Origin of the sequence: Lactobacillus sp. UMNPBX4 (assembly GCF_002554115.1) — a bacterium.
Taxonomy (GTDB): Bacteria; Bacillota; Bacilli; order Lactobacillales; family Lactobacillaceae; genus Lactobacillus; species Lactobacillus gallinarum.
In genome coordinates this window covers 14,682-35,982 of sequence record NZ_PCZF01000009.1, presented here as the reverse complement: position 1 = coordinate 35,982, position 21,301 = coordinate 14,682, and the positions used below count along the sequence as shown (strand labels likewise).

The 21,301-nt window shown below is 37.8% G+C and carries 18 protein-coding genes, 1 tRNA gene and 1 other annotated feature; of the genes, 7 read left to right on the top strand and 12 right to left on the bottom strand.

Annotation, left to right across the window (positions count from 1 at the left end; translation table 11 throughout):
- Positions 1 to 7: 7 nt before the first annotated feature.
- From CP355_RS02970 to CP355_RS02955, 4 genes are all read right to left on the bottom strand, one after another.
- Complete coding sequence (locus CP355_RS02970) at positions 8 to 1,411, bottom strand: class II fumarate hydratase (protein WP_056945423.1); 1,404 nt, start codon at positions 1,409 to 1,411, stop codon at positions 8 to 10.
- 130 nt (positions 1,412 to 1,541) lie between these two features.
- Positions 1,542 to 2,243 (bottom strand): methionine ABC transporter permease, encoded by a 702-nt coding sequence (locus CP355_RS02965; RefSeq protein ID WP_013437718.1) that lies wholly within the window; start codon positions 2,241 to 2,243, stop codon positions 1,542 to 1,544.
- Positions 2,236 to 3,297, bottom strand: a complete 1,062-nt coding sequence (locus CP355_RS02960; protein WP_098043862.1) for a methionine ABC transporter ATP-binding protein — start codon at positions 3,295 to 3,297, stop codon at positions 2,236 to 2,238. Before CP355_RS02960 ends, CP355_RS02965 begins: the two co-directional genes overlap by 8 nt.
- 11 nt (positions 3,298 to 3,308) lie before the next feature.
- Positions 3,309 to 4,163, bottom strand: a complete 855-nt coding sequence (locus CP355_RS02955) for a MetQ/NlpA family ABC transporter substrate-binding protein (protein ID WP_013437716.1) — start codon at positions 4,161 to 4,163, stop codon at positions 3,309 to 3,311.
- Positions 4,164 to 4,205: 42 nt separating this feature from the next.
- Positions 4,206 to 4,445: a binding site (T-box leader), on the bottom strand.
- Positions 4,446 to 4,580: 135 nt separating this feature from the next.
- Between CP355_RS02955 and CP355_RS02950 the strand changes: the two genes are divergently transcribed.
- The gene (locus CP355_RS02950) at positions 4,581 to 5,513 is read left to right on the top strand and encodes a DNA/RNA non-specific endonuclease (RefSeq protein ID WP_098043861.1); all 933 of its coding nucleotides are present in this window, start codon (positions 4,581 to 4,583) and stop codon (positions 5,511 to 5,513) included.
- Positions 5,514 to 5,559: 46 nt separating this feature from the next.
- Here the strand turns inward: CP355_RS02950 and CP355_RS02945 are convergent, their stop codons facing one another.
- From CP355_RS02945 to CP355_RS02920, 5 genes are all read right to left on the bottom strand, one after another.
- Positions 5,560 to 7,974, bottom strand: coding sequence for a cation-translocating P-type ATPase (locus tag CP355_RS02945; protein WP_087235601.1), 2,415 nt, complete (start codon positions 7,972 to 7,974; stop codon positions 5,560 to 5,562).
- Between the two features lie 622 nt (positions 7,975 to 8,596).
- Positions 8,597 to 9,103, bottom strand: a complete 507-nt coding sequence (locus CP355_RS02935; protein ID WP_087175838.1) for a dihydrofolate reductase — start codon at positions 9,101 to 9,103, stop codon at positions 8,597 to 8,599.
- 9 nt (positions 9,104 to 9,112) lie between these two features.
- Positions 9,113 to 10,069: a thymidylate synthase gene (locus CP355_RS02930; RefSeq protein WP_098037153.1), complete on the bottom strand. Its 957-nt coding sequence runs from the start codon at positions 10,067 to 10,069 to the stop codon at positions 9,113 to 9,115.
- 141 nt (positions 10,070 to 10,210) lie between these two features.
- Entirely contained in the window at positions 10,211 to 11,599 is a 1,389-nt protein-coding gene (locus tag CP355_RS02925) for an amino acid permease (protein WP_087175836.1), read from the bottom strand.
- Between the two features lie 134 nt (positions 11,600 to 11,733).
- A tRNA-Ser gene (locus CP355_RS02920) sits at positions 11,734 to 11,822 on the bottom strand.
- Positions 11,823 to 11,970: 148 nt separating this feature from the next.
- On the opposite strand from CP355_RS02920, the gene bsh reads away from it, so the two are divergent.
- Together bsh and CP355_RS02910 are read left to right on the top strand one after the other, a co-directional pair.
- Positions 11,971 to 12,948: a choloylglycine hydrolase gene (bsh, locus tag CP355_RS02915; protein WP_087175835.1), complete on the top strand. Its 978-nt coding sequence runs from the start codon at positions 11,971 to 11,973 to the stop codon at positions 12,946 to 12,948.
- Between the two features lie 103 nt (positions 12,949 to 13,051).
- A complete protein-coding gene (locus CP355_RS02910) occupies positions 13,052 to 13,627 on the top strand; it encodes a phosphatase PAP2 family protein (protein ID WP_087175834.1) in 576 nt (191 codons plus the stop codon).
- Between the two features lie 52 nt (positions 13,628 to 13,679).
- Here CP355_RS02910 and CP355_RS02905 read toward each other — a convergent pair whose 3' ends face one another.
- The gene (locus CP355_RS02905; RefSeq protein ID WP_087175833.1) at positions 13,680 to 14,513 is read right to left on the bottom strand and encodes a DegV family protein; all 834 of its coding nucleotides are present in this window, start codon (positions 14,511 to 14,513) and stop codon (positions 13,680 to 13,682) included.
- 226 nt (positions 14,514 to 14,739) lie between these two features.
- Here CP355_RS02905 and eno point away from each other — a divergent pair, with 226 nt between their 5' ends.
- Positions 14,740 to 16,026 (top strand): phosphopyruvate hydratase, encoded by a 1,287-nt coding sequence (gene eno, locus CP355_RS02900; RefSeq protein WP_025006139.1) that lies wholly within the window; start codon positions 14,740 to 14,742, stop codon positions 16,024 to 16,026.
- A gap of 78 nt (positions 16,027 to 16,104) precedes the next feature.
- Here the strand turns inward: eno and CP355_RS02895 are convergent, their stop codons facing one another.
- The gene (locus CP355_RS02895) at positions 16,105 to 16,758 is read right to left on the bottom strand and encodes a DUF4767 domain-containing protein (RefSeq protein ID WP_233186976.1); all 654 of its coding nucleotides are present in this window, start codon (positions 16,756 to 16,758) and stop codon (positions 16,105 to 16,107) included.
- A 203-nt stretch (positions 16,759 to 16,961) separates the two neighbouring features.
- Here CP355_RS02895 and CP355_RS02890 point away from each other — a divergent pair, with 203 nt between their 5' ends.
- Together CP355_RS02890 and CP355_RS02885 are read left to right on the top strand one after the other, a co-directional pair.
- On the top strand, positions 16,962 to 17,666 hold the full coding sequence (locus CP355_RS02890) for a GntR family transcriptional regulator (RefSeq protein ID WP_025006149.1): 705 nt from the start codon (positions 16,962 to 16,964) through the stop codon (positions 17,664 to 17,666).
- 84 nt (positions 17,667 to 17,750) lie between these two features.
- Positions 17,751 to 19,196: a 6-phospho-beta-glucosidase gene (locus CP355_RS02885; protein ID WP_098043860.1), complete on the top strand. Its 1,446-nt coding sequence runs from the start codon at positions 17,751 to 17,753 to the stop codon at positions 19,194 to 19,196.
- A gap of 75 nt (positions 19,197 to 19,271) precedes the next feature.
- Here the strand turns inward: CP355_RS02885 and CP355_RS02880 are convergent, their stop codons facing one another.
- Positions 19,272 to 20,192, bottom strand: coding sequence for an aldo/keto reductase family oxidoreductase (locus CP355_RS02880; RefSeq protein ID WP_087175823.1), 921 nt, complete (start codon positions 20,190 to 20,192; stop codon positions 19,272 to 19,274).
- A 137-nt stretch (positions 20,193 to 20,329) separates the two neighbouring features.
- Here CP355_RS02880 and CP355_RS02875 point away from each other — a divergent pair, with 137 nt between their 5' ends.
- Positions 20,330 to 21,259 (top strand): nucleoside hydrolase, encoded by a 930-nt coding sequence (locus CP355_RS02875; protein ID WP_087235613.1) that lies wholly within the window; start codon positions 20,330 to 20,332, stop codon positions 21,257 to 21,259.
- Positions 21,260 to 21,301 lie beyond the last annotated feature (42 nt).

Sequence of the window (21,301 nt, the reverse complement as noted above, 5' to 3'; positions counted from 1 at the left end):
TCCCCTATTATTCTTCTGGAGTGGACTTGTCGACATTAGTCATCTTCATGTAGTCCATCCATTCATCGTATTGCTCTTCGGTAACCTTGCCGCTCTTTAAGGCAGCTTCTTTCAAAGTAGTGCCCTCTTTTTGTGCAGCTTGGGCAATTTTAGCAGCAGCATGGTACCCAATGTGTGGTGATAAAGCAGTAACTGTCATAAGTGAATTTTCAAGCAATTCATCCATACGCTCTTCGTTAACAGTTAAGCCATGTATCATTTTATCAGCAAAACCAGTAATTGTACCAGTTAATATATCACAAGAATCAAGGAATGAAGCAATCATGACAGTCTTAAAGACGTTCATTTCAAAGTTACCTTGACTTGCAGCAAAAGTAATCGTGGTATCATTACCAAATACTTTAGCAGCAGCCATAGTTACAGCTTCGGCTTGAGTTGGGTTTACCTTACCTGGCATGATACTTGAACCTGGTTCGTTAGCAGGAATATTTAATTCACCGTAACCAGCTCTTGGACCTGATGCCAAGAATCTGATATCTTGAGCAATCTTAAACATGTCGGCTGCGAGCGTCTTAAGTGCACCATGCATTACATCAAGACCTGAGTGGTGAGCTAAGCCCCAGAACTTGTTGGTCTTAACCTTGAATTCGTGACCATATACTTCTGATAATTTACCAGCAATCTTTTCAGTCATGCCTGGTGCAGCGTTAAGTCCGGTACCTACAGCAGTACCACCGATAGCCAATTCATAAAGAGTTGGCTTCAATTCTTGAATGTATGAAAGATCATGTTTCAATGCGGAAATGTAGCCAGATAATTCTTGACCAAAAGTAAGTGGAGTTGCATCTTGCAAGTGAGTACGACCAACCTTAACAGTTTTCCAGTACTTCTTTTCCTTAACTACTAATTCATCAATCAAATGCTTGATAGCAGGTTCAAGCTTGTCTAAGGCTTCAACAGCAACGATATTCATAGTAGTTGGATAAGTATCATTAGATGATTGACCACGGTTAACATCATCGTTAGGCAAAATACCTAAACCTGGGTGAAGCTTGTTGGCCAAGTTAGCCACTACTTCGTTAACGTTCATGTTACTTTGAGTACCTGAACCAGTTTGAAGTACGTGTAATGGGAAGTCTTTTCTTAAATCTGTATCATTAAGTGCTAAAAGATGATCAATTGCATCTTCAATTGCTTCACCTTTTTCTTTAGGTTCATCCCCAACCTCAACGTTTGATTCAGCTGCCGCCTTCTTCAAATGCAAAAAGGCACGGATGATTTGAATTGGCATTAATTCACCGCTTGGGAAGTTATTGCGACTTCTTTCTGTTTGTGGACCCCACAAAGCATCCTTAGGAATTTTTACAGGGCCAATAGTATCACTTTCAATACGATATTCTTCTTCGCTCATTATTTTTCCTCCTTACATAAGCATAAGGTTTTTGTTAGTTTTCAATCACCTTTTATGATACCTGTAAAGGCTTTCTTTTTCAATTAAAGAAAAAAGATCTAGGATAGCCTAGATCTCATCTTAAAAATTTCTACCTATTTTGATGGTTCATCTTTTTAGCAAAGAAGTCACCAACAATTTGTACAATAAAAATCAAAATAATTACTAAGACAGTAGCAACTAAGGTAACGTCATTGTTAAAACGATTGTAACCATATGAAATAGCTGTGTTACCTAAACCACCGGCACCGATGGCACCAGCCATTGCAGTTAAACCAATCAATGAAATGATGGTTACTGTTGAAACGCGGATTAATTCTGAACGTGATTCACGTAAGTAAACATCAAAAATGATATCTGAAACAGTTGCGCCTAAACTTTGAGCAGCCTCTACTTTACCTGTGTCAACACTTTCAAGGGCAACTTGTACCTGACGAGCGTAGAATGGGAAAACACCTAAAGTTAATGGAACTAAGGCTGCCTTCATCCCGATTTGAGTACCAACAATCTTTTGCGTAACAGGTGCAACAAAGGCAAGCAAGATTACAAATGGAATAGCTCTAAAAATTGAAACTATCTTATCGCAAACGTTATACCAGAACTTGTTTGGACGAATACCGTCTTCTTTGGTTACAACAAGCAAAACACCAAAAATAATTCCGAGAATGCCACCGAAGATTGTGGCCCAAAAAGTCATGAATAATGTTTGAAAGATACTAGTTCCCCAGCCAGCGTCTCCGCCCCAGCCGAGTTGTACGACATTTGGACAAACTTTTTCAAACCAACTAATCATCTAAATTCCCCTTTTCATCCAATCTAGTCAAAGTAACGTTTTGCTTCTCCAAGAATTCTCTAGCTTGCTTTTGCTTATCGGCATCCCCTTTAACCAAAACAACCAAAGTACCGATCGCTTCGCCATTTAACAGTTCCACGTTACCATAAAGCATTGAAACCTCTACTCCAATTTGACGGTAAAGTTCAATAATGATGGACTTAGTCACATTGGCAATGCTGTAAACCAGTTGATATACCTCTTCATTTGCTTCTAGTTTGCCAAGGTTCAAGGCCTCTAAAGTTTGAATAGCTTCAAGGCCACCACCAACAAAGCGTTTAGTCAATTCCTTCTTAGGATGCAAGAAGACTTGACGCAAATTGCCTTTTTCAATCATCTTACCGTGTTCCATTACAGCAACCTTATTACAGATCTTCTTAACGGCATCCATTTCGTGGGTGATTAAAACTACAGTCAAACCTAATTGCTTATTGAGTCGCTTCAATAGATCCAAAATTTGTTGTGTATTTTGTGGATCAAGCGCACTAGTAGCTTCATCAGAGATCAAGATATCGGGGTGGTTAGCCAAAGCACGAGCAATAGCTACTCTTTGTTGCTGACCACCTGATAATTCAACTGGATAAAAGTTAGCCTTATCTTTCAAATCAACTAAATCAAGCAATTCTAATGAACGTTTTTCTAATTCTTCATCGGAAAGTTTTGCATGCTTTAATGCAAAAGCAACATTTTCTAAAACCGTTGTTTCATTTAATAGGTTGAAGCCTTGGAAAATCATGCCGATTTTTCGACGTTCCAGTTGCAATTGTTTATTAGAAATAACTTGTTTGCCCTCTTTAACAAAATCGACATCGTTGACCTTGATATTACCCTTGCTAGGATGTTGCAGGAGGTTAATCGTTCTAACCAAGGTTGACTTACCGGCACCAGAGAAACCGACAACTCCATAAATATCGCCTTTTTCAACGTGCAAAGTTACATCGCTAACTGCTTTGACAACTTTACCCTTTTTTTGAGGAAAATCTATATCAATATGATATAATTGAATAATGCTCATTCTAACCCCTCCTACTTAATCTTGATATCCCAAGCAGCAATTTGTGAATTACCGTAGTAGTGCTTAGTCATCTTCTTTGTCTTTTCGGTTTGGTAGGCCTTAACCACATCTTTGTAAAGTCGGTTGTTTTCTTGACCCTTCTTAGCACAAATGATGTTGATCCATTGCTTAGAATCTTTGTTAACTGGTTCAACGTAAATAGTTTGCTTATCGCCTAAACCAGCTGGACCAGCATAGTCGTTGTTAACTACTGAAGCATCAACTGAGTTGATTACTCGACCAGTTTGTTCAGCACCAACTTCCTTTAACTTAAGGTTGCGTGGGTTCTTAGTGATATCGGCTACAGTAACAAGTGTCTTGCCCTTTCTTAAACCGATTAAGCCAGCGTTTTTAAGAACAAACAATGCTCTTGATTCATTAGTTGCATCATTTGGAATGGCAATAGTTGCACCATCTGGCAATTGAGACAACTTCTTGTATTTCTTAGAGTACAAACGAATTGGTGCAATATAAGTTTTACCGATTGGAACTACACCACCACCATTTGACTTGTTCCATGCTTTAAGGAAGGCGTAGTGTTGGAAAGCATTCAAATCAACATCGCCAGATTTCAAAGCCTTGTTTGGCTGGTTGTAATCAGTAAAATTCTTTATCTTAATCGTAATACCATATTTATCTTTAGCCGTTTGAGCAACGCTCTTCCAAATAGCTGCATCTTGTTTACTTTGTGAGACAACACCAACTGTTACAGTCTTGGCTTGGGTTTTACTTGGAATTCCTGGTCCAAAACTAAACCAACCAGCAATTAAGATTAAAACGCCGATAATTGTCCAAATAATTGTATTTCTCCGTCTACGCTTACGCATGTAACTCAACTCCTAATAATGAAAATAAAAAAGCATTCATCCTAAAAGGACGAATGCTCGTGTTACCACCTTTAATTCATTTATCACTCACGCGATAAATCTCATTAGCTATCAAATTAATAGCCTGCACTGTTAACGGGTACAAATCCGCTGATAGCTAAATATCACTATCAGTCATCGTTCCAAGCCCATATTCGCTAGAGCCTATTTGCTAACTTTCACCACCACGTTAGCTCTCTTTATAAATAGGAAACTAGTTACTCAGCTCTTCAAGATGTTTGATTAATAATTTGTTATAAATAAGTTATCATCATTTTTTAATCTAGTCAACATATTTTTAATTATTCTTCTGAGTAAGCGGTTTTATTTTATAATGTGATTATATCTTATAATTTAATAATTGCTAAGGAGAAAGAAATGAAGAAAAATCACTTTCGAAGTTTGGCTCTCTTATTAGTAGCGGCAGTAGGCTTGATTTCCTTTGCCAATACTAATGTCCCATGCAATAACCAAACCGTTTATGCCGTTTCAGATAAATCACTCGCTAATCTGAAATTTCATAAACAAGAAATTGTTACGGTCGACCATAATGAACCGCGCTTCTCTAAAAGTACGTTGTCAAAGAAAAATGGTCCCTGGCAAAAATACAGTAATTTAGATTACTTAAATAGAGCTCAGGCGGCTAATGCCCTTTTGAATAGGAGATTGATGCCCCATAGTCCAAGAGCTGGTTTGACTTGGGATCCAACTGGTTGGCACAACAAACGCATTGCTAGTGGCTGGCTTTACAACCGTTGTCACCTAGTTGGCTATCAATTAACCGGTCAAAATAATAATCCGCGCAACCTAATTACTGGAACACGTGAATTAAACGATCCAGACATGCTCAAGTACGAAAATGAAGTTGCCAATTATTTGAAAGACTCTTCAAGTAATTACGTTCGCTACAGAGTTACACCAATTTTCAAAGGTAATGACTTGTTAGCAAACGGTGTTGAAATGGAAGCTAAATCAATCGGCAGCAATGCTGTTGATTTCAATGTTTATATTTTCAATGAGCAACCTGGCGTAATCTTAAACTACAAAGATGGTACTAGTCGCGTTAAACATGGTTCAAGTACGATTGCTGAACATGTAAAAGCTAGAAGCCATCATGTGACTAAAGCAAGAACCATTCATAACATTAAGCACAAGATTTCTACTGCAAATTACCGTGTAATTGGTAACAAACGCAGCAAGATTTATCATGTTGCCAGTGGTGAAAACTATCATATGAGTTCAGCCAATGCAGTTTACTTCCCTTCAGAAGCTGCTGCTAGACGTGCTGGTTATCGTAAATCATTAAGATAATGAAAAAGAGTTATCTGCTTTTTTAAACAGATAGCTCTTAATTTTTTTATTGAACGCTCTTGCGCCCGCGTTGATAAGCTTCATGCAGTTCCGCAAAAGTCATATTCTTGCCCTTTTGATCAAAGACAACCAATACTTCTTGCACACCATCCAAAATTCTTGATAACCAGCGGAAAATTGTAGTTGCCGCACAGAACAAGATAAATAGAATGAACATTGCCTTATCAGAAATCATGGTCAGTGAGAACAGATTGTGTAAGAAGATAATCGCTAAAACTAACCCGGCGAATGATCCAATCATTACGCATAAACGGAATTTATTTAATGGAGCTGAAATGTGGTAAAGTACCATCATTCCCACTGCCACCAATAAAAGTGTTGCCGTTGTACCTACATCATTATGATCAAGCGATATATAGCCGCCTGCAACCACCAAAATACTTACCGCCAGCATATCGGTTACCCCACCAGGGATTGCTCTTGCCAAAATATTGGGAATAAATTGTCCGCGAATTCTATTGTGATTACTTTCTAGAGCCAACAAGAATGATGGTAAGCCAATGGTGAAGGCAGAAATCAAGGTAATCTGTGATGGCTGTAATGGATAATCAATGACCATTACGAGTGAGAAGATAGCCATCAAAAATGAGAAGATATTCTTTACCAAGAACAAACTGGCTGAACGCTGAATGTTATTAACTACGCGCCGACCTTCATTTACCACCTTAGGCATTCTAGCAAAATTTGAATCAAGCAATACTACTTGAGAGGCTTGAACAGCCGCACTGTTACCGGATGCCATCGCAATTGAACAGTCTGCTTTCTTCATAGCCAAAATATCATTAACACCATCGCCTGTCATTGCCACAGTATTACCTTGTTTTTGTAAAGCCTTAACAAATTTACGTTTTTGTTCTGGTTTCACTCTGCCAAAGACACTATAATTTTGAACAGCTTCTTCATAACCATCTTCTGGAATTTCGGAAGCATCAATATATGCATCTGAATTTTGGATACCGGCTTGCTGCGCTACTCGCGAAACCGTGACAGGATTATCACCGGAGATCACCTTAATAGCCACACCTTGTTTAGCAAAGTATTCAAAGGTTGCTTTAGCTTCTTTTCTAATCGGATTAGTCAAAAGAATGTAGCCATAGACTTCAACTGGCTTAGTCAACTTAGAATCATCTTCAGTTAAAATTCCAGGATAGTCGGCCACAATTAAGACACGATAACCAGTCTTGGCATATTTTTCAAATTCAGCTTGGTATTCCTCAAATTGGTCTCTCAACACCATTTCTGGTGCCCCAATTAATAAGGTATGATCGTCAAAAATGACGCCGCTGTATTTATTAACAGAGGTAAAAGGTAAAATGCTGCTGGCTTTTTTGCCATTATTTTGAGTGAAAAAGCCGTGAACAGCCTTCATCGTAGCATTATCAGCTGGCATATTTTGAGCAAAATCACCAATTACATTATCCAAGTCACCTTGATAATTTTTGGAAGGAACAGCCTTTTCCACGCTCATTTTTGGCTCAGTAATTGTACCAGTTTTGTCAACGCACAATACGTTAACGCGAGCTAGAGTTTCAACACTCTTCATATCATGCAGCATTACCTGTTTGCGTGCCAATCTTACAGCAGAAAGAGCCAACGCAATCGTTGTCAAAAGGTATAAGCCTTCTGGAATCATCCCGATAATGGCTGCTTCCATGGAAACGATGCTGCGGTAAAGCGACATTTTATTAACGAAAAAGCTCATTGAAAAGAGGGCTATTCCCAGGGGAATAATAATGATTCCGACCCATTTAATCAATTTATTAATGGAGCGAACCATCTCTGATTGCTCACTATTTCCCATGGCTTTTGCTTTAATAGTTAATTTAGAAATATAGCTTTCTTTACCAACTTTTTCTAGTTGCATGTATGCAGAACCTGAAACTACGAAAGAACCAGACATCAATTCATCGCCCACTTCTTTAGTAATTTCATCGGATTCACCTGTTAACAGTGATTCATTGACGCGGATATTTCCTTTAATGACTTGACCATCGGCAGGAATCTGATCCCCAGTTTTCAATAAGACAATATCGCCCTTAACCAGTTTTTCAATCGGAACTTGCTCTTCTTTTCTATTACGCAAGGCTCCAATATCCGTGGCATTCATCACATTTAACTTGCTTAAAATTTTCTTTGCTCGAATTTCTTGTACAATCCCGATCACGGTGTTCAAGATAATTACTGGCAAAAAGGTCAAATCCTTATATGCTCCAACCACTACCAGCAAAATAGATAGAACTAAGAAAATCAAGTTAAAGTAGGTAAAAACATTTTCACGAATAATTTGCTTATTTGTTTTAAATTGATCGTCAACAGCTTTGTTGACTTCTCCAGCTGCAATTTTTTGTTCAACTTCAGCTGTAGTTAATCCTGTTTCTAAATTTGTCTTTTCTTCGTTCATTTTCTTTTCCTAAGTAAATATTTTTACGTACTATTATACCGAAGAAATAAAAGAGCCCGCAACTTGCAAGCTCTTTTTTAATGGATTTAATTTTTTCTTTACAGTTCTTCTAAATCACTATCGGCCTTACTTTCAACAATGAATTCTTTCATTACATTTTAATCTTTGATCATCATTTTTAGTAGCCGATTATTACTTTTAGTAGGAATTTCACCTACTTCATATAAAGCTACAGTAGAAGGGCTCCCTCCACCTTATTACTTTTGCAAATTGCTTTTACGTTAAATTCCACTTTTGTCGTAATGCTTTAATCTCTTCAGGTTTAACGAAATCAAACATTTCACGATATTTATCTTGAGCTATCTTTATAGCTGCATTATCTAGAGTCATATCTGGAACAACTTTTTGAGTACTATCATCAAATCATGCAGGCGCAGTTATTTTGATTTCTTTGCCTCTAATATTGAAAGTGTTGGTATAGTTCTTAATTGAAGTAGTCATAGCGTTCCCCTTAATATAACTAAATTATATAGGATTTCACTATGAATTCATAGTAAAGCATTAGCTAAAATTTTAGATGTAAAAACACGTTACTAACAATCATAGTAACGTGCTCTCTATTTTAATTCTTTCTCTGATAAGTCAAAAAAGTATAAGGATATTTATTCTTTTCATCGGCTTCATGATGTTTTTTCTTCACCAACTTAAACTGATCATAATCTATCTCTGGCATAACAGTATCTGCTTCAAAAGTAGCGTCAATCTCCGTTTTTTCCAAAACATCTACTTGCTCAAGCAATGTCTTAAAAATTGACACCCCACCAATCGCGCAAAGCTTTTCACCCTGATGATTTTGAATATAATCATTTAATTCAGCAACCGAATTAACAATCAATACCTGATCATTATCTTGGTACTTCTTTTTCAAATCTTGATCATGAGTTAAAACGATATGCTTTCTCTGAGGCAATAATCTTGGCAAACTCATGAAAGTTTTTCTACCCATGATAATTGGATGACCAATGGTTTTCTCTTTAAAATGATGCAGATCTGCTGGCAAATGCCATGGCAAATGTCCGTCTAATCCTATCTGATGTTTTTGGTCTTCTGCCCAAACATACTCGATCATCGCGTCCTCCTAAACTGCAACCGGCGCCTTAATCGTGCCATGATGCTGATAATCAACCACTTTAATATCCTTCATTTCAAAATCTTCGATATTTTTCTTTTCAGGATTAAGCCATAATTGTGGTGAATCATACGGCTTACGGCTAAGCAATTCTTCAACTTGCTTGAAGTGATTGCGATAAATATGGGCATCCCCCAATGTATGAATAAACTCACCAACTTGCAAACCCGTTTCTCGAGCAATCAAATTAAGTAAAAGCGAATATGATGCAATATTAAATGGCACGCCTAAAAACATGTCCCCTGATCGTTGATAAAGCTGTACACTGATTTTGCCATCAACCACATAAAACTGAAACATGACATGGCAAGGTGGAAGTGCACTAGTCGGAACGTCTTCAGGATTCCAAGCGGTAACAATCATGCGGCGTGAATCTGGCGTTTCCTTAATTTGCTTGATCACATCGGCAATCTGATCAATAAATCCGCCTTCCCGCTTTTCCCAATGTCGCCACTGCGCACCATAGACATCGCCTAAGTTGCCATACTTCTTAGCAAAATCTTCATCATCCAAAATCCGTTGATCAAACTTTTTCATTTCTGCTTGATAAATCTTGTTAAACTCTGGATCACTTTGACTGCGCAAGCCAAAATCCGTCATATCGGGACCTTGATATTCGCTGCTATTAACCCAATTTTTAAAGGCCCATTCATCCCAGATATGGTTATTATGCTCTAATAAAAAGCGAATATTAGTATCTCCTCTTAGAAACCACAACAACTCACTTTTAATCAGGCCAAATGGCAACTTCTTAGTAGTCAACAATGGAAAACCTTGCGAAAGATCGAAACGCATTTGAGCACCGAAATAACTCCTAGTACCTGTCCCCGTTCGATCATCCTTATCATATCCTTCTGTCATAATTTTCTGCAATAGATCTAAATATGGTTGTTCAAGAATCGCCATTTTTGTTCACCTTTCAAAAAATCATTTTCTATTACAATACCATAGATATAGTGGTTTTGATAATGCGATATAGTCATATTTAGTAGTTTATATAAATTAAGCAAAGAAAAAAATCCCAAAACTTAATTTGGGATTTTTCTTCTAATTTTTCTTAAATTCACCTTTATGTCTTACCAAATATACGATTGTCGCAGCAATCAATACTAAGGCACCCACAATAACGGAAATTCTAGTATCCGGATTGATAAACATAAAGACAACGATGACTAAGAGCATTAAGAATGCGAAGTAATTTGAAAATGGATATAGTGGCAACTTAAATGGATGATTTGCCATTACGTCCTTATTGTGTCTTCTAAATCTAAGTTCAGCTAACAAGATTACAAACCATGGAATCATTCCCGGCAAAACTGATGAACTGAAAACTACTACAAACAAATCAGAAGCTGAATGATTAAATTGTGAAGCAATTACATTTAAAACAAAACCGATAAAAATACCACCTGAAATACCCATAATTGCACGATCTGGAACAATTCGCTTAGAAATGTGCTTGAAAATTCCAGGGGCTTCTTTATCATGTGACAATTTAAACAGCATTCGACTTGAAGAATAAATACCTGAGTTGGCACCCGAAAGCGCAGCCGTTAACACCACAAAGTTAATAATTGAGGCAGCTGCGGTAATTCCCACTTTAGCAAAAGTAGTTACAAATGGTGACCCCAGACTACTCAATTGATCCCATGGGTAAATAGTCACAATTACGAAGATGGCACCAACATAGAAGATCAAAATTCTGAATAAAACAGATTTAACACTTTTGACAATTGCTTCTTGTGGGTTGGCAACTTCCCCTGCAGAAATTCCTAAAAGTTCAATACCTTCATAAGAACCTACAATAATAGACATAGAGAAGAAGAAACCTTTAAAACCACCGGTAAAGAAACCACCATGTGCCCATAGATTGCTAAAACCGGTAGGTTTACCACCGTTACCCACGCCAAAGAAGATAACGATAAAGCCTAAAATGATCATTAAAATAATGGTAACGACTTTGATCATAGCAAACCAAAACTCCAAGGACGCATAGGCTTTGGCACTTGCAAGGTTAGCTGACAAAAGAAAGGCGATAATTATTATCCCCGACCAAAGCACGCTGATATTCGGCCACCAATATTTTAGATATTCGGTTGCGGCAACAACTTCGGACATCCCTACGACGATGTATTCAAAGACATTCGCCCACTCGGCAAGATACCCAGCTAAGGGATGCACATACTCTGTTGCATAATCAGCAAATGAACCAGTACCTGGGTTGACATAGAGCATTTCCCCTAGAGCTCTCATGACAATGTACAAGATTAACCCAACAAACATGTAGGCTAATAATACGGACGGACCAGTCCATTTAATAGTTGATGTTGACCCCATAAATAAGCCGACACCGATTGCTCCACCAAGTGAGATCATCTCCATTTGGCCAGCAGACATGGTACGGCGCAGTTGGGGTGCGTTATTCTTTTTACTCATATAACAACTCCAAAAAAATCAGTTCTATCCTATTAAAATATTCTTCGATAAATTTAATTTTAAACTTGATGATTTGTCAAGAGAAAAAGAAAAAAAACTACCATTCATTACATGGTAGTTTGCTAAAAATTCTAAGGAGTGTACAGGATTTGAACCTGCGCGCCAAGGAAAACTTGGTTCGCCGGATTTCGAGTCCGGTGCATTACCACTCTGCCAACACTCCATAACGTTATCATTATAACTCATTATTATAGATAATCAAAAACAAACTAGAATTTTATATAATTTCAAAATTTATTGTGCTAAACTATCCCTAAAGCATCATATCGGTACTCTATTTTTAGATATAGTTGATAGAAAAGAGAACAATTATGTGTACATCTATTATATTTAGTCCAAGGGATCACTACTTTGGCCGCAACCTTGACCTTGAAGTTACTTTTGGACAACAAGTTGTTATTACTCCACGCGACTACGTATTCAAGTTTCGTGACATGCCTAAAATCGATCATCACTATGCAATGGTTGGTATTGCATTAAATGCAGATAGTTACCCATTATACTTTGATGCAGCTAACGAAAAAGGCTTAGGAATGGTCGGTCTTAACTATCCAGATAACGCCATTTACTACGACGTAAAAGAAGGCAAAGACAATATTGCTTCATTCGAATTTATTCCTTGGATCTTAGGCCAAGCAGCTACTGTTGCAGAAGCTAAGAAATTATTATCTACCATCAACATTACCAAGAAGAACTTCAGTGACAAGATGCAAGCATCCCCACTTCACTGGATCATTGCAGATAAAACTGGTGTTTCTATTGTTGTTGAAACTGATGCAGACGGTATGCACGTTTACGATAATCCTGTTGGCTGCTTAACTAACAACCCACAATTCCCTAAGCAATTGTTCAACTTAAACAACTACGCAGATGTTTCTGCCGCAATGCCAAAGAACAACTTCTCAGATCAAGTTAAAATGGACGGCTACAGCCGCGGCTTAGGTTCACGCAATTTGCCAGGTGGTATGGATTCAGAATCCCGTTTTGTCAGAGTAGCCTTCAACAAGTTTAACGCCCCTACTTCCGATTCTGAAGAAGAAAACGTAGACACTTACTTCCATATTCTGCATTCAGTAGAACAACAAAAAGGCCTGGATCAAGTCGGCCCAGATGCTTTTGAGTACACTATTTACTCTGATGGTATCAATTTGGATAAAGGTATCTTCTACTACACTACTTACACTAATAAGCAAATCAACGTAGTTGATATGAATAAAGAAGATTTAGACAGCAGTGATTTAATTACTTACGATATGCTCACTAAAGGTAAATTTAATCATCAAAACTAAAAATTGCGCAAATAATGTTAATTTTGTTTAAAGATTAGCATTATTTTTTCTTTTGCGGTTAAAATAGATTTTACAAATAAGTTATTGGGGATATTGTGCATCAATGAATAATTATTTAGTGTTGCTCCTTGCAGCAACTGTTTTATTGTTACTCATTTTTAATATCAAGACCTCACGTCGTTTTAATCTATTTGACCACTGGCTACACCATCAATTAGTTAAAAAACGCAGTGGTTACAAATGGCAAGTAATTGCCTTTATTAACGATCCCAAATTGATGGTCGTTTGGGACGTGCTCTTAGCTGGCCTTTTGTTAAATGAAGAGCGCAATTTAACTGCACTTTGGGTATTGGGTACCTTAGGTTTTGCGGATATTTCCGGCATCATTTTAAAGAGATTGATCCGGCGCAAGCGTCCTATTCTCCACTCAAACATGGAAGAAGGCTACAGCTTCCCTAGTGGGCACGTTTTAGGAGCAACGACCATGGGGCTAATTCTATTGCAGCTTTTTGCTAAAGATTTAGGACTCGCCTTCATCATCACAGTTATTGCTGTTTGGATAATGGTAATCATTTCTCGCTTGAGTTTAAAAGCCCATTACCCATCAGACATAATTGGTGCAACTAGTTTGGCAATCGTTTGCTTTAGCATTTCACAACAATTGTTTTTAGCACTCTAAACAAAAACGAGTATGTTTCTTGGAACATACTCGTTTTATTTTAATTTATCTTTTATTCGTGAAAACCAACCATAATTCCGCCCTCTTCAGCATAAAAACTGCAAAGGCCGCGCATTGGACGGATCGTAACTTGAGCATCAGGATATTCAGCCAAGATCTTATCTTTGATAATCTCGGCATCTTTTTCATTTTCGCAGTGGTCAATAATCACTTCACCGCCATGATAATTGTCGTCCTTCATGTATTTAAGCAATTCACGTATTGCTTTTTTCATACCCCTAGCCTTAGTTAATGGTTCAAGCTTACCTTCCTTGCTTGCCGTACCGATCAAGTTGATTTTCAAAAGACCGGCAACCTTGGCTGCGACTGGTGAGACACGCCCATTCAGAGACAAATTATGTAGTGATTGCAGAATAAAGAGCAAATGCGTACGCATTCTGAATTTGGCAATTACTTCTTCGAGATCAACAAAGCGGATATCGCCTTGAATCATTTTCTCAATACCGTGCAAAACAATAGTTAATTCAGGGCCCGCACTTCTTGAGTCAACTACAATAATTTGACTGGTGGGATGCTTTTCCTCATACATTGTTTTTGCTTGAAGTGCTGAGGAAAAAGTACCACTCATACCACTAGTCATCGTGATGATGATAGCTTTTTCGGTACCTTCTAGTGCATTAAGCCAAGCTTGAATGCTAGGACAAGTAGTCTTACCGGCAATTTGATTTTGATTCATATCATTCAAAAATTCTCTGATATTCAAATTTTGATCGTCAATATAATCCTTACCGCCAAAAGAAATAGTCAAAGGTACTACTTCCACGTTGTGGTCAGGATCGCTTTTCATATTGCTACTAGAATCAATAATTAATTTAATATTCTCCATAATCGAATTCCTTATTTATCATAAACAATTATTTTAATACATGTATTATAGCGCGTTGATATAGTAATTTATTATTGTCTTTATTAATTTTTAAAATGTAAACCGCTTTCATATGTTTACATGATCACAAAGTTAGGCTAAAATTTGAATTGTAAGCGGGACAAAAATTGTTCCGTATGGCATGCAAAATTTTTGTTACATGCCATAATTTTTGAGGAGGTTTATAATGCTCAAATCAGTTATTGAAAATGTACACGCACTCGAAATTTTTGACTCACGTGGTAACCCAACTGTTGAAGTTCACGTTACCCTTTCAAACGGTGTCGTAGGTAAGGCTGAAGTTCCATCAGGTGCTTCAACTGGTGAAAACGAAGCCGTTGAATTACGTGACGGTGGTTCACGTCTTGGCGGTAAGGGCGTTTCAAAGGCTGTTAACAATGTTAACACTGAAATTAACGACGCTTTAAAGGGTATGGACCCATTTAACCAACCTAAGATTGACCAAACTATGATCGACTTAGACGGTACTCCAAACAAGGGTCGTCTTGGTGCTAACGCTATCTTAGGTGTATCAATGGCTACTGCTGTTGCTGCAGCTAAGGCTAGTCAACAACCTCTTTACCGTTACCTTGGCGGTATTGATCTTGAAATGCCACAAACTTTCCACAACGTTATCAACGGTGGTGAACATGCTGACAACGGTATCGACATCCAAGAATTCATGATCACTCCAATTGCTAAGACTTCATTCCGTGATGGTTTCGAAAAGATCGTTAACGTATACCATACTTTGAAGAAAGTTCTTGAAGACATGGGTTACGAAACTGGCTTGGGTGACGAAGGTGGTTTCGCACCTAACATGAAGAACTCAGAAGAAGCTTTGAAGGCTTTACACGAATCAATCGTTAAGGCTGGTTACAAGCCAGGCGAAGATATCGGTATTGCATGTGACTGTGCTGCTTCATACTTCTACAACAAAGAAGACGGCAAGTACCACCTTGAAGGCAAGGTTCTTGACGATGAAGAATTAGCTGCATACTACGACAAGCTTCTTGACGAATTCCCAGAATTAATGTCAATGGAAGACCCATACGACGAAAACGATGTTGACGGTATGGTTAAGTTCACTCAATCACACAAGGACCGTATCCAAATCGTTCTTGACGACTTCATTTGTACTAACCCAGCACTTTTGAAGAAGGCCATCAAGGAAGGTGCCGGCAACGCTTCATTAATCAAGTTGAACCAAATCGGTACTGTTACTGAAACTCTTGAAACTATCCGTATGTCACGTAAGAACGGCTACAACACTATGATTTCTCACCGTTCAGGTGAAACTGGTGACACCTTCATCGCTGACTTGGCTGTTGCTATCAACGGTGGTCAACTTAAGACTGGTGCTCCAGCTCGTTCAGAACGTGTTGAAAAGTACAACCGTTTGCTTGAAATCGAAGAAGAACTTGGCAAGGGCGAACGTCTTGCATTCTTCCCAGATGATGTTGACCACGATTAATTTCGATTAACCGAGTACAATTTCAACAAAAAGCATGTAGATTAATTTCTACATGCTTTTTTGTTTTATCTTTAATTATTATTTTTCAGTATATATCTTGCTAAAATCTTTATTTAGCTCCTTATCTTTTACTACTTTAACTATTACTGGATTAGCATTTTTAGATTGATCTAATAAAATAACTGGTTTATTCTTCATCAAGCAGAATAAATAGGTATTATGCCATGACTTAAAGTCCTCATTAGCAATGGCTACAATATTATATTGATAATTATTTTTTCCTAGTGGACTATAGCCAATCTTGATAACCTTTTTATTAAGTAAAAATCTATTCTTCTTAAGAACGTCAGGATAAGTGGGGCCATTTTTAGTTTTCAAAACACGTTTACCATCATAAAAACGATAATTTTGTCCCATTGCCTTACCCCATTGATTAACAGCTTTTTGCAATTTTTGCGTCTTTGCGGTATCCCACTTATTTACAATTTTCTTCTTAGGAGCCTTGGTCTTTTTCTTAGTGACTTTCTTTGTGTTTTTCTTTTTAACTACTTTTTTCTTTTTCGGCACAGTTTTCTTACTTGAAGATTGTGCCTTTTTTACCTTAGTTTGAAAACTTTCCTTTTTCTCACTGCCGATTGTAACTGCATCTTTTCCAAAATGCACTTGACTACAACCAGTCAGCGTTGTCATTAAAAATAGTGTAGATATTCCTACTAAAACTTTCTTATTCATAGTTTCCTCATCTTAATCATATAACTACGAATATTATACGATAAAAGGCTTACAAATAACCGCTACATGTAAAGCATACCACTTTACTTATGAAATTGCTTACAATTTTTGTATAAAAATTAGCAACCGCTTACACAATTATAAAGAAAACTGGTAAAATAGCAATGAAACATTTCCCTTTACAATAGAGAGGAGGCTTACCCTTGAGTCGTTATCAAGAAATAGCCAATGATATAGAAAAAGATATTATTGAAAAGAAGTATGTTAGACAGTTGCCTGAGCAATTTGATTTGGCTAAGAAATATCATACTAGCCGAGTAACTATTGTTCATGCTCTTAAAATTTTGCAAAGCAAAAAATTAATCAAAGCTGTCAAGGGACACGGTACCTTCATTACTAGCAAGTCGATTCCTGATATTTTTCTTAACTCTGGTGTCAACGAACATACCGGCTTCACCAGACATGTCAATAGCGCCTTTCTATTAACTAGCAATGTAATTTCGTTTAATATTCGACGGCCGAGCGCTGAAGAATGCAAAGCTTTATGTCTAGACAAAAATGATGAGGTTTATGACATTATTAGACAACGTATCTTAAATGGAAAACCAGCTAGGTTGGAATATACCGTCATGCCGATTAAGCGCATCCCCGGAATCACAATGGATATTCTGCACAAATCAGTTTACTCCTATATTCAAAATGAGCTGGGGCTTAAAATTGGCAAGGACGATCGGATCATTACCGCAGAAAAATCTGATGCCTACGATATGAAATATCTTGACTGTGCCATCGACGATCCCGTTTTATGTATTCAACAAAAAGCGTTTTTAGAAGACGGCCGTCCCTTTGAATTATCAGAATCGCGCAATCGCTATGATCGAGGCGCCTTAACAGTCAACGGTGACTAAATTCAACTTGATTTTAAAAATACACTGTGTCAGAATGACTATTGTAAACGTTTCCAGTTACATACAGAAAGAGAGGAATAATTAATGTATTCAGCAAAAATGCCAAAAAACTTTTTATGGGGTGGTGCTGTAGCTGCTCACCAACTTGAAGGTGCTTGGAAAGAAGGCGGCAAAGGAGTTTCCGTTGCCGATGTTATGACAGTCGGTTCCGCTACTAAGCCACGTGAAATTACTGATGGTGTTCTTCCAGGTAAGAACTATCCTAACCACTCAGCAATTGATTTCTACCACCACTACAAGGAAGACATCAAGTTAATGGCAGAAATGGGCTTTAAGGCTTTCAGAACTTCTATTGCCTGGACTAGAATTTTCCCTAACGGTGATGAAAAAGAACCTAATGAAGAAGGTTTAAAATTTTATGACGATTTATTTGATACCTGTCATGAATACGGCATTGAACCTGTAATTACCCTCTCCCACTTTGAAATGCCATTCAATTTGGCTAAGAACTATGGTGGTTTTACCAACCGTAAAGTAATTGACTTCTTCGTACATTTCGCAGAAGTTTGCTTCAAGCGTTACAAGAACAAGGTTAAGTACTGGATGACTTTCAATGAAATTGATAACCAATCAGCATTTAACAATGACTTCTTAATGGCTACTAATTCTGGTATTCTTTTCAAAGATGACATGACTGACAGGGATAAAGAAGCTGCAATGTATCAAGCTGGTCACTATGAATTAGTTGCTTCTGCATTAGCAGTTAAGATTGGTCACAAGATCAACCCTAACTTCCAAATTGGTTGTATGATCAACTACTCACCTGTTCGTCCACTTACTCCATCAAGTGATGATGTATTATTAGCTGACAAGTGGGAGCAACGCCGTGATTGGTTCTCAGACGTTCATGTTTTTGGCGAATATCCAAATGCTGTTGAAGCTTATATCGAAAGAAATGGCTACCGTCCTGACATCACTGATGAAGATAGAATTGTCTTAAAGGAAGGTACAGTTGATTATGTTGGCTTTAGTTACTACCAAACTACTACTGTTTCAAGCGAAAAAGTTAAGCCTGATGATTTAACTGATTTAGCTAAAGCTGTAGCTAAGAACCCTACTTTGAAGCGTAGTGACTGGGGCTGGGAAATCGATCCAGAAGGTTTAAGAATTGCCTTAAACCAATTGCAAGATCGTTACCACAAGCCATTGTTCATCGTTGAAAATGGTCTTGGTGCTTACGACAAGGTTGAAGACGGCAAGGTTCACGATGACTACAGAATCGACTACTTGAGAAACCATATTTCAGAAATGGAAAAGGCTGTTGAACTCGACGGTGTTGACTTAATGGGTTACCTTCCATGGGGCTGCATCGACTTGGTTTCTGCTGGTACTGGTCAAATGGACAAGCGTTACGGCTTTATCTACGTTGACAAGAATGATGCCGGTGAAGGTACTTTGGCTCGTTCACGTAAGGATTCATTCTTCTGGTACAAGAAGGTCATCAAATCAAACGGTAAAGATTTAGATTAAAATAATTATCTTAATTACTAAAAAAAGAGTTAGGTGAAATTCATCTAACTCTTTTCATTTGGCCTTTTTAACTTATTATGGCAAATCATTACCGGCTGCTAAATACAAATCGTACCATTCTTGCTTAGTTAATTGAATGTCGCTACCAGCCGCTGAATCCGCAATATGCTGAGGATTCATTGAACCAACCAAGATTTGAATCTGTCCAGGACAACGCAAAATCCAACTGGCTGCAATTGCATTTTTACCTACTTGATAATGTTCGGCTAACTTTTCTAATTCTTCATTTAATTGCGGAAACTTCGAATTATTGATAAAGGTTCCTTCAAACATACCATATTGGAATGGTGACCAGCACTGCAATGTTATTCTGTGCCGCAATAAGTAATTCCACGTTTGGCCATCATGATCTACTGACTTTTCATCGGTCATGTTGGTATGAACAATACTATCAAGCATCCCCGTATGCATCAAGCCAAACTGCAATTGGTCAAACATAATTGGCTGAGTCACTGCTGTTTTAAGCAATTCAATTTCACTAGCATTAAAGTTAGAAACACCAAAGAAGCGCACCTTCCCTTGTGCCTGCAATGTATCAAAAGCCTCCGCTACCTCCTCTGGATCCATCAAAATATCGGGCCGGTGCAGAACCAAGCTATCTAAGTAGTCAACCTGCATTCTGTCTAGGATGCCATCTACAGCAGTCAAAATATATTTTTCAGAAAAATCATATCGCTTGCCTGGTACAATCCCTGTTTTAGATTGGATGAAGAGCTTATCTCGGCCAATCTTTGTTTCTTTTAGTGCCTGCCCAAAAACTGTTTCTGACTTTCCACCGCCATATATATCGGCTGAATCGATAAAGTTAATTCCTTCTTCATAAGCTGCACTAATTGCATCCGCCGCTTCTGTTACGCTTTTTTGATTCATCCGCATAATGCCTAAAGCCATAGCCGGAATGGAAAGCGTAGATGGTCCCATTTTAATTTGTTTCATAGTTATTGCCTTTCTGTGTATATCAATATTCTTATTATAAGATTAATGTAAGCGGTTTTACAAATATCTTAAATTAAAATATTTCTTGTTAATTAGACATGCTAAAATGAATGTAATTAGTTAGAAAGGTTCAAAAAATGAAACAAATATATTTTAATCATGATGGTAACATTGACGATTTAGTATCTTACCTGCTTCTTTTGCAAGCTCCTGATATCAAATTGTTAGGTGTCGGTGCAATCGATGCCGACGGTTTTATCGATCCCTCTGTTGCAGCATGCCGTAAGATGACTGATCTTTTTAATCTGCGCGGAGATAAATTAGCAGTTGCCCGTTCAAATTCAAGAGCTGTCAACCAATTCCCACACGACTGGCGCATGGCTACATATTCCTTTAATTATTTACCTATCTTAAACGAAAAGGGTTCGATCGATACTCCACAAGCTGAATTACCTGCTCACCTTGATATGGTTGAAAAACTTAAGCATGCAAAAGAACCAGTCACATTAATTATGACCGGTCCTTTAACTGACTTAGCACGTGCTCTTGATGTTGACCTAGATATTGAAAAACATATCAAAAAACTTTACTGGATGGGCGGCTCTCTTGATGATCATGGTAACGTAGCCATGGTTAACGCAGATGGCAGTCAGGAATGGAATTCATTCTGGGATCCATACGCTGTTAAACGCGTTTTTGATTCCAATATTTCAATTCAAATGGTGGGCCTTGAAAGTACTGAAGAGATCCCATTAAATGATGAATTGCGGCAACACTGGGCAAGTTTACGCAAATATCCAGCTATGGATTTAGTTGGCCAAGGCTACAGCCTAATTATCTCAATCCCTTCTGCTGAACTTTACCTTTGGGATGTACTTACTACAGTTAGTGCATTGTATCCAGAAGTTGTTAAAACTGAAAAAGCTAAGGCTACAGTTATTACTGATGGAATGAGTGCTGGTAGCTTTAGACGTGATCCTAACGGTCGTGAAGTTGACATCGTTACTAAAGCAAACAAGGAATTATTCTTCCAAAAGATGGATGAAATTCTTGAGAGAACTAAGTAATAACATTACCATGAACAATAAAAGCATCCCGGAATTGGGATG

Excerpts from the sequence above, each read along its gene's own strand:
- CP355_RS02970 (WP_056945423.1), bottom strand. The coding sequence starts at position 1,411 with ATGAGCGAAGAAGAATATCGTATTGAAAGTGATACTATTGGCCCTGTA.
- CP355_RS02965 (WP_013437718.1), bottom strand. The coding sequence starts at position 2,243 with ATGATTAGTTGGTTTGAAAAAGTTTGTCCAAATGTCGTACAACTCGGC.
- CP355_RS02960 (WP_098043862.1), bottom strand. The coding sequence starts at position 3,297 with ATGAGCATTATTCAATTATATCATATTGATATAGATTTTCCTCAAAAA.
- CP355_RS02955 (WP_013437716.1), bottom strand. The coding sequence starts at position 4,163 with ATGCGTAAGCGTAGACGGAGAAATACAATTATTTGGACAATTATCGGC.
- CP355_RS02950 (WP_098043861.1), top strand. The coding sequence starts at position 4,581 with ATGAAGAAAAATCACTTTCGAAGTTTGGCTCTCTTATTAGTAGCGGCA.
- CP355_RS02945 (WP_087235601.1), bottom strand. The coding sequence starts at position 7,974 with ATGAACGAAGAAAAGACAAATTTAGAAACAGGATTAACTACAGCTGAA.
- CP355_RS02935 (WP_087175838.1), bottom strand. The coding sequence starts at position 9,103 with ATGATCGAGTATGTTTGGGCAGAAGACCAAAAACATCAGATAGGATTA.
- CP355_RS02930 (WP_098037153.1), bottom strand. The coding sequence starts at position 10,069 with ATGGCGATTCTTGAACAACCATATTTAGATCTATTGCAGAAAATTATG.
- CP355_RS02925 (WP_087175836.1), bottom strand. The coding sequence starts at position 11,599 with ATGAGTAAAAAGAATAACGCACCCCAACTGCGCCGTACCATGTCTGCT.
- bsh (WP_087175835.1), top strand. The coding sequence starts at position 11,971 with ATGTGTACATCTATTATATTTAGTCCAAGGGATCACTACTTTGGCCGC.
- CP355_RS02910 (WP_087175834.1), top strand. The coding sequence starts at position 13,052 with ATGAATAATTATTTAGTGTTGCTCCTTGCAGCAACTGTTTTATTGTTA.
- CP355_RS02905 (WP_087175833.1), bottom strand. The coding sequence starts at position 14,513 with ATGGAGAATATTAAATTAATTATTGATTCTAGTAGCAATATGAAAAGC.
- eno (WP_025006139.1), top strand. The coding sequence starts at position 14,740 with ATGCTCAAATCAGTTATTGAAAATGTACACGCACTCGAAATTTTTGAC.
- CP355_RS02895 (WP_233186976.1), bottom strand. The coding sequence starts at position 16,758 with ATGAATAAGAAAGTTTTAGTAGGAATATCTACACTATTTTTAATGACA.
- CP355_RS02885 (WP_098043860.1), top strand. The coding sequence starts at position 17,751 with ATGTATTCAGCAAAAATGCCAAAAAACTTTTTATGGGGTGGTGCTGTA.
- CP355_RS02880 (WP_087175823.1), bottom strand. The coding sequence starts at position 20,192 with ATGAAACAAATTAAAATGGGACCATCTACGCTTTCCATTCCGGCTATG.
- CP355_RS02875 (WP_087235613.1), top strand. The coding sequence starts at position 20,330 with ATGAAACAAATATATTTTAATCATGATGGTAACATTGACGATTTAGTA.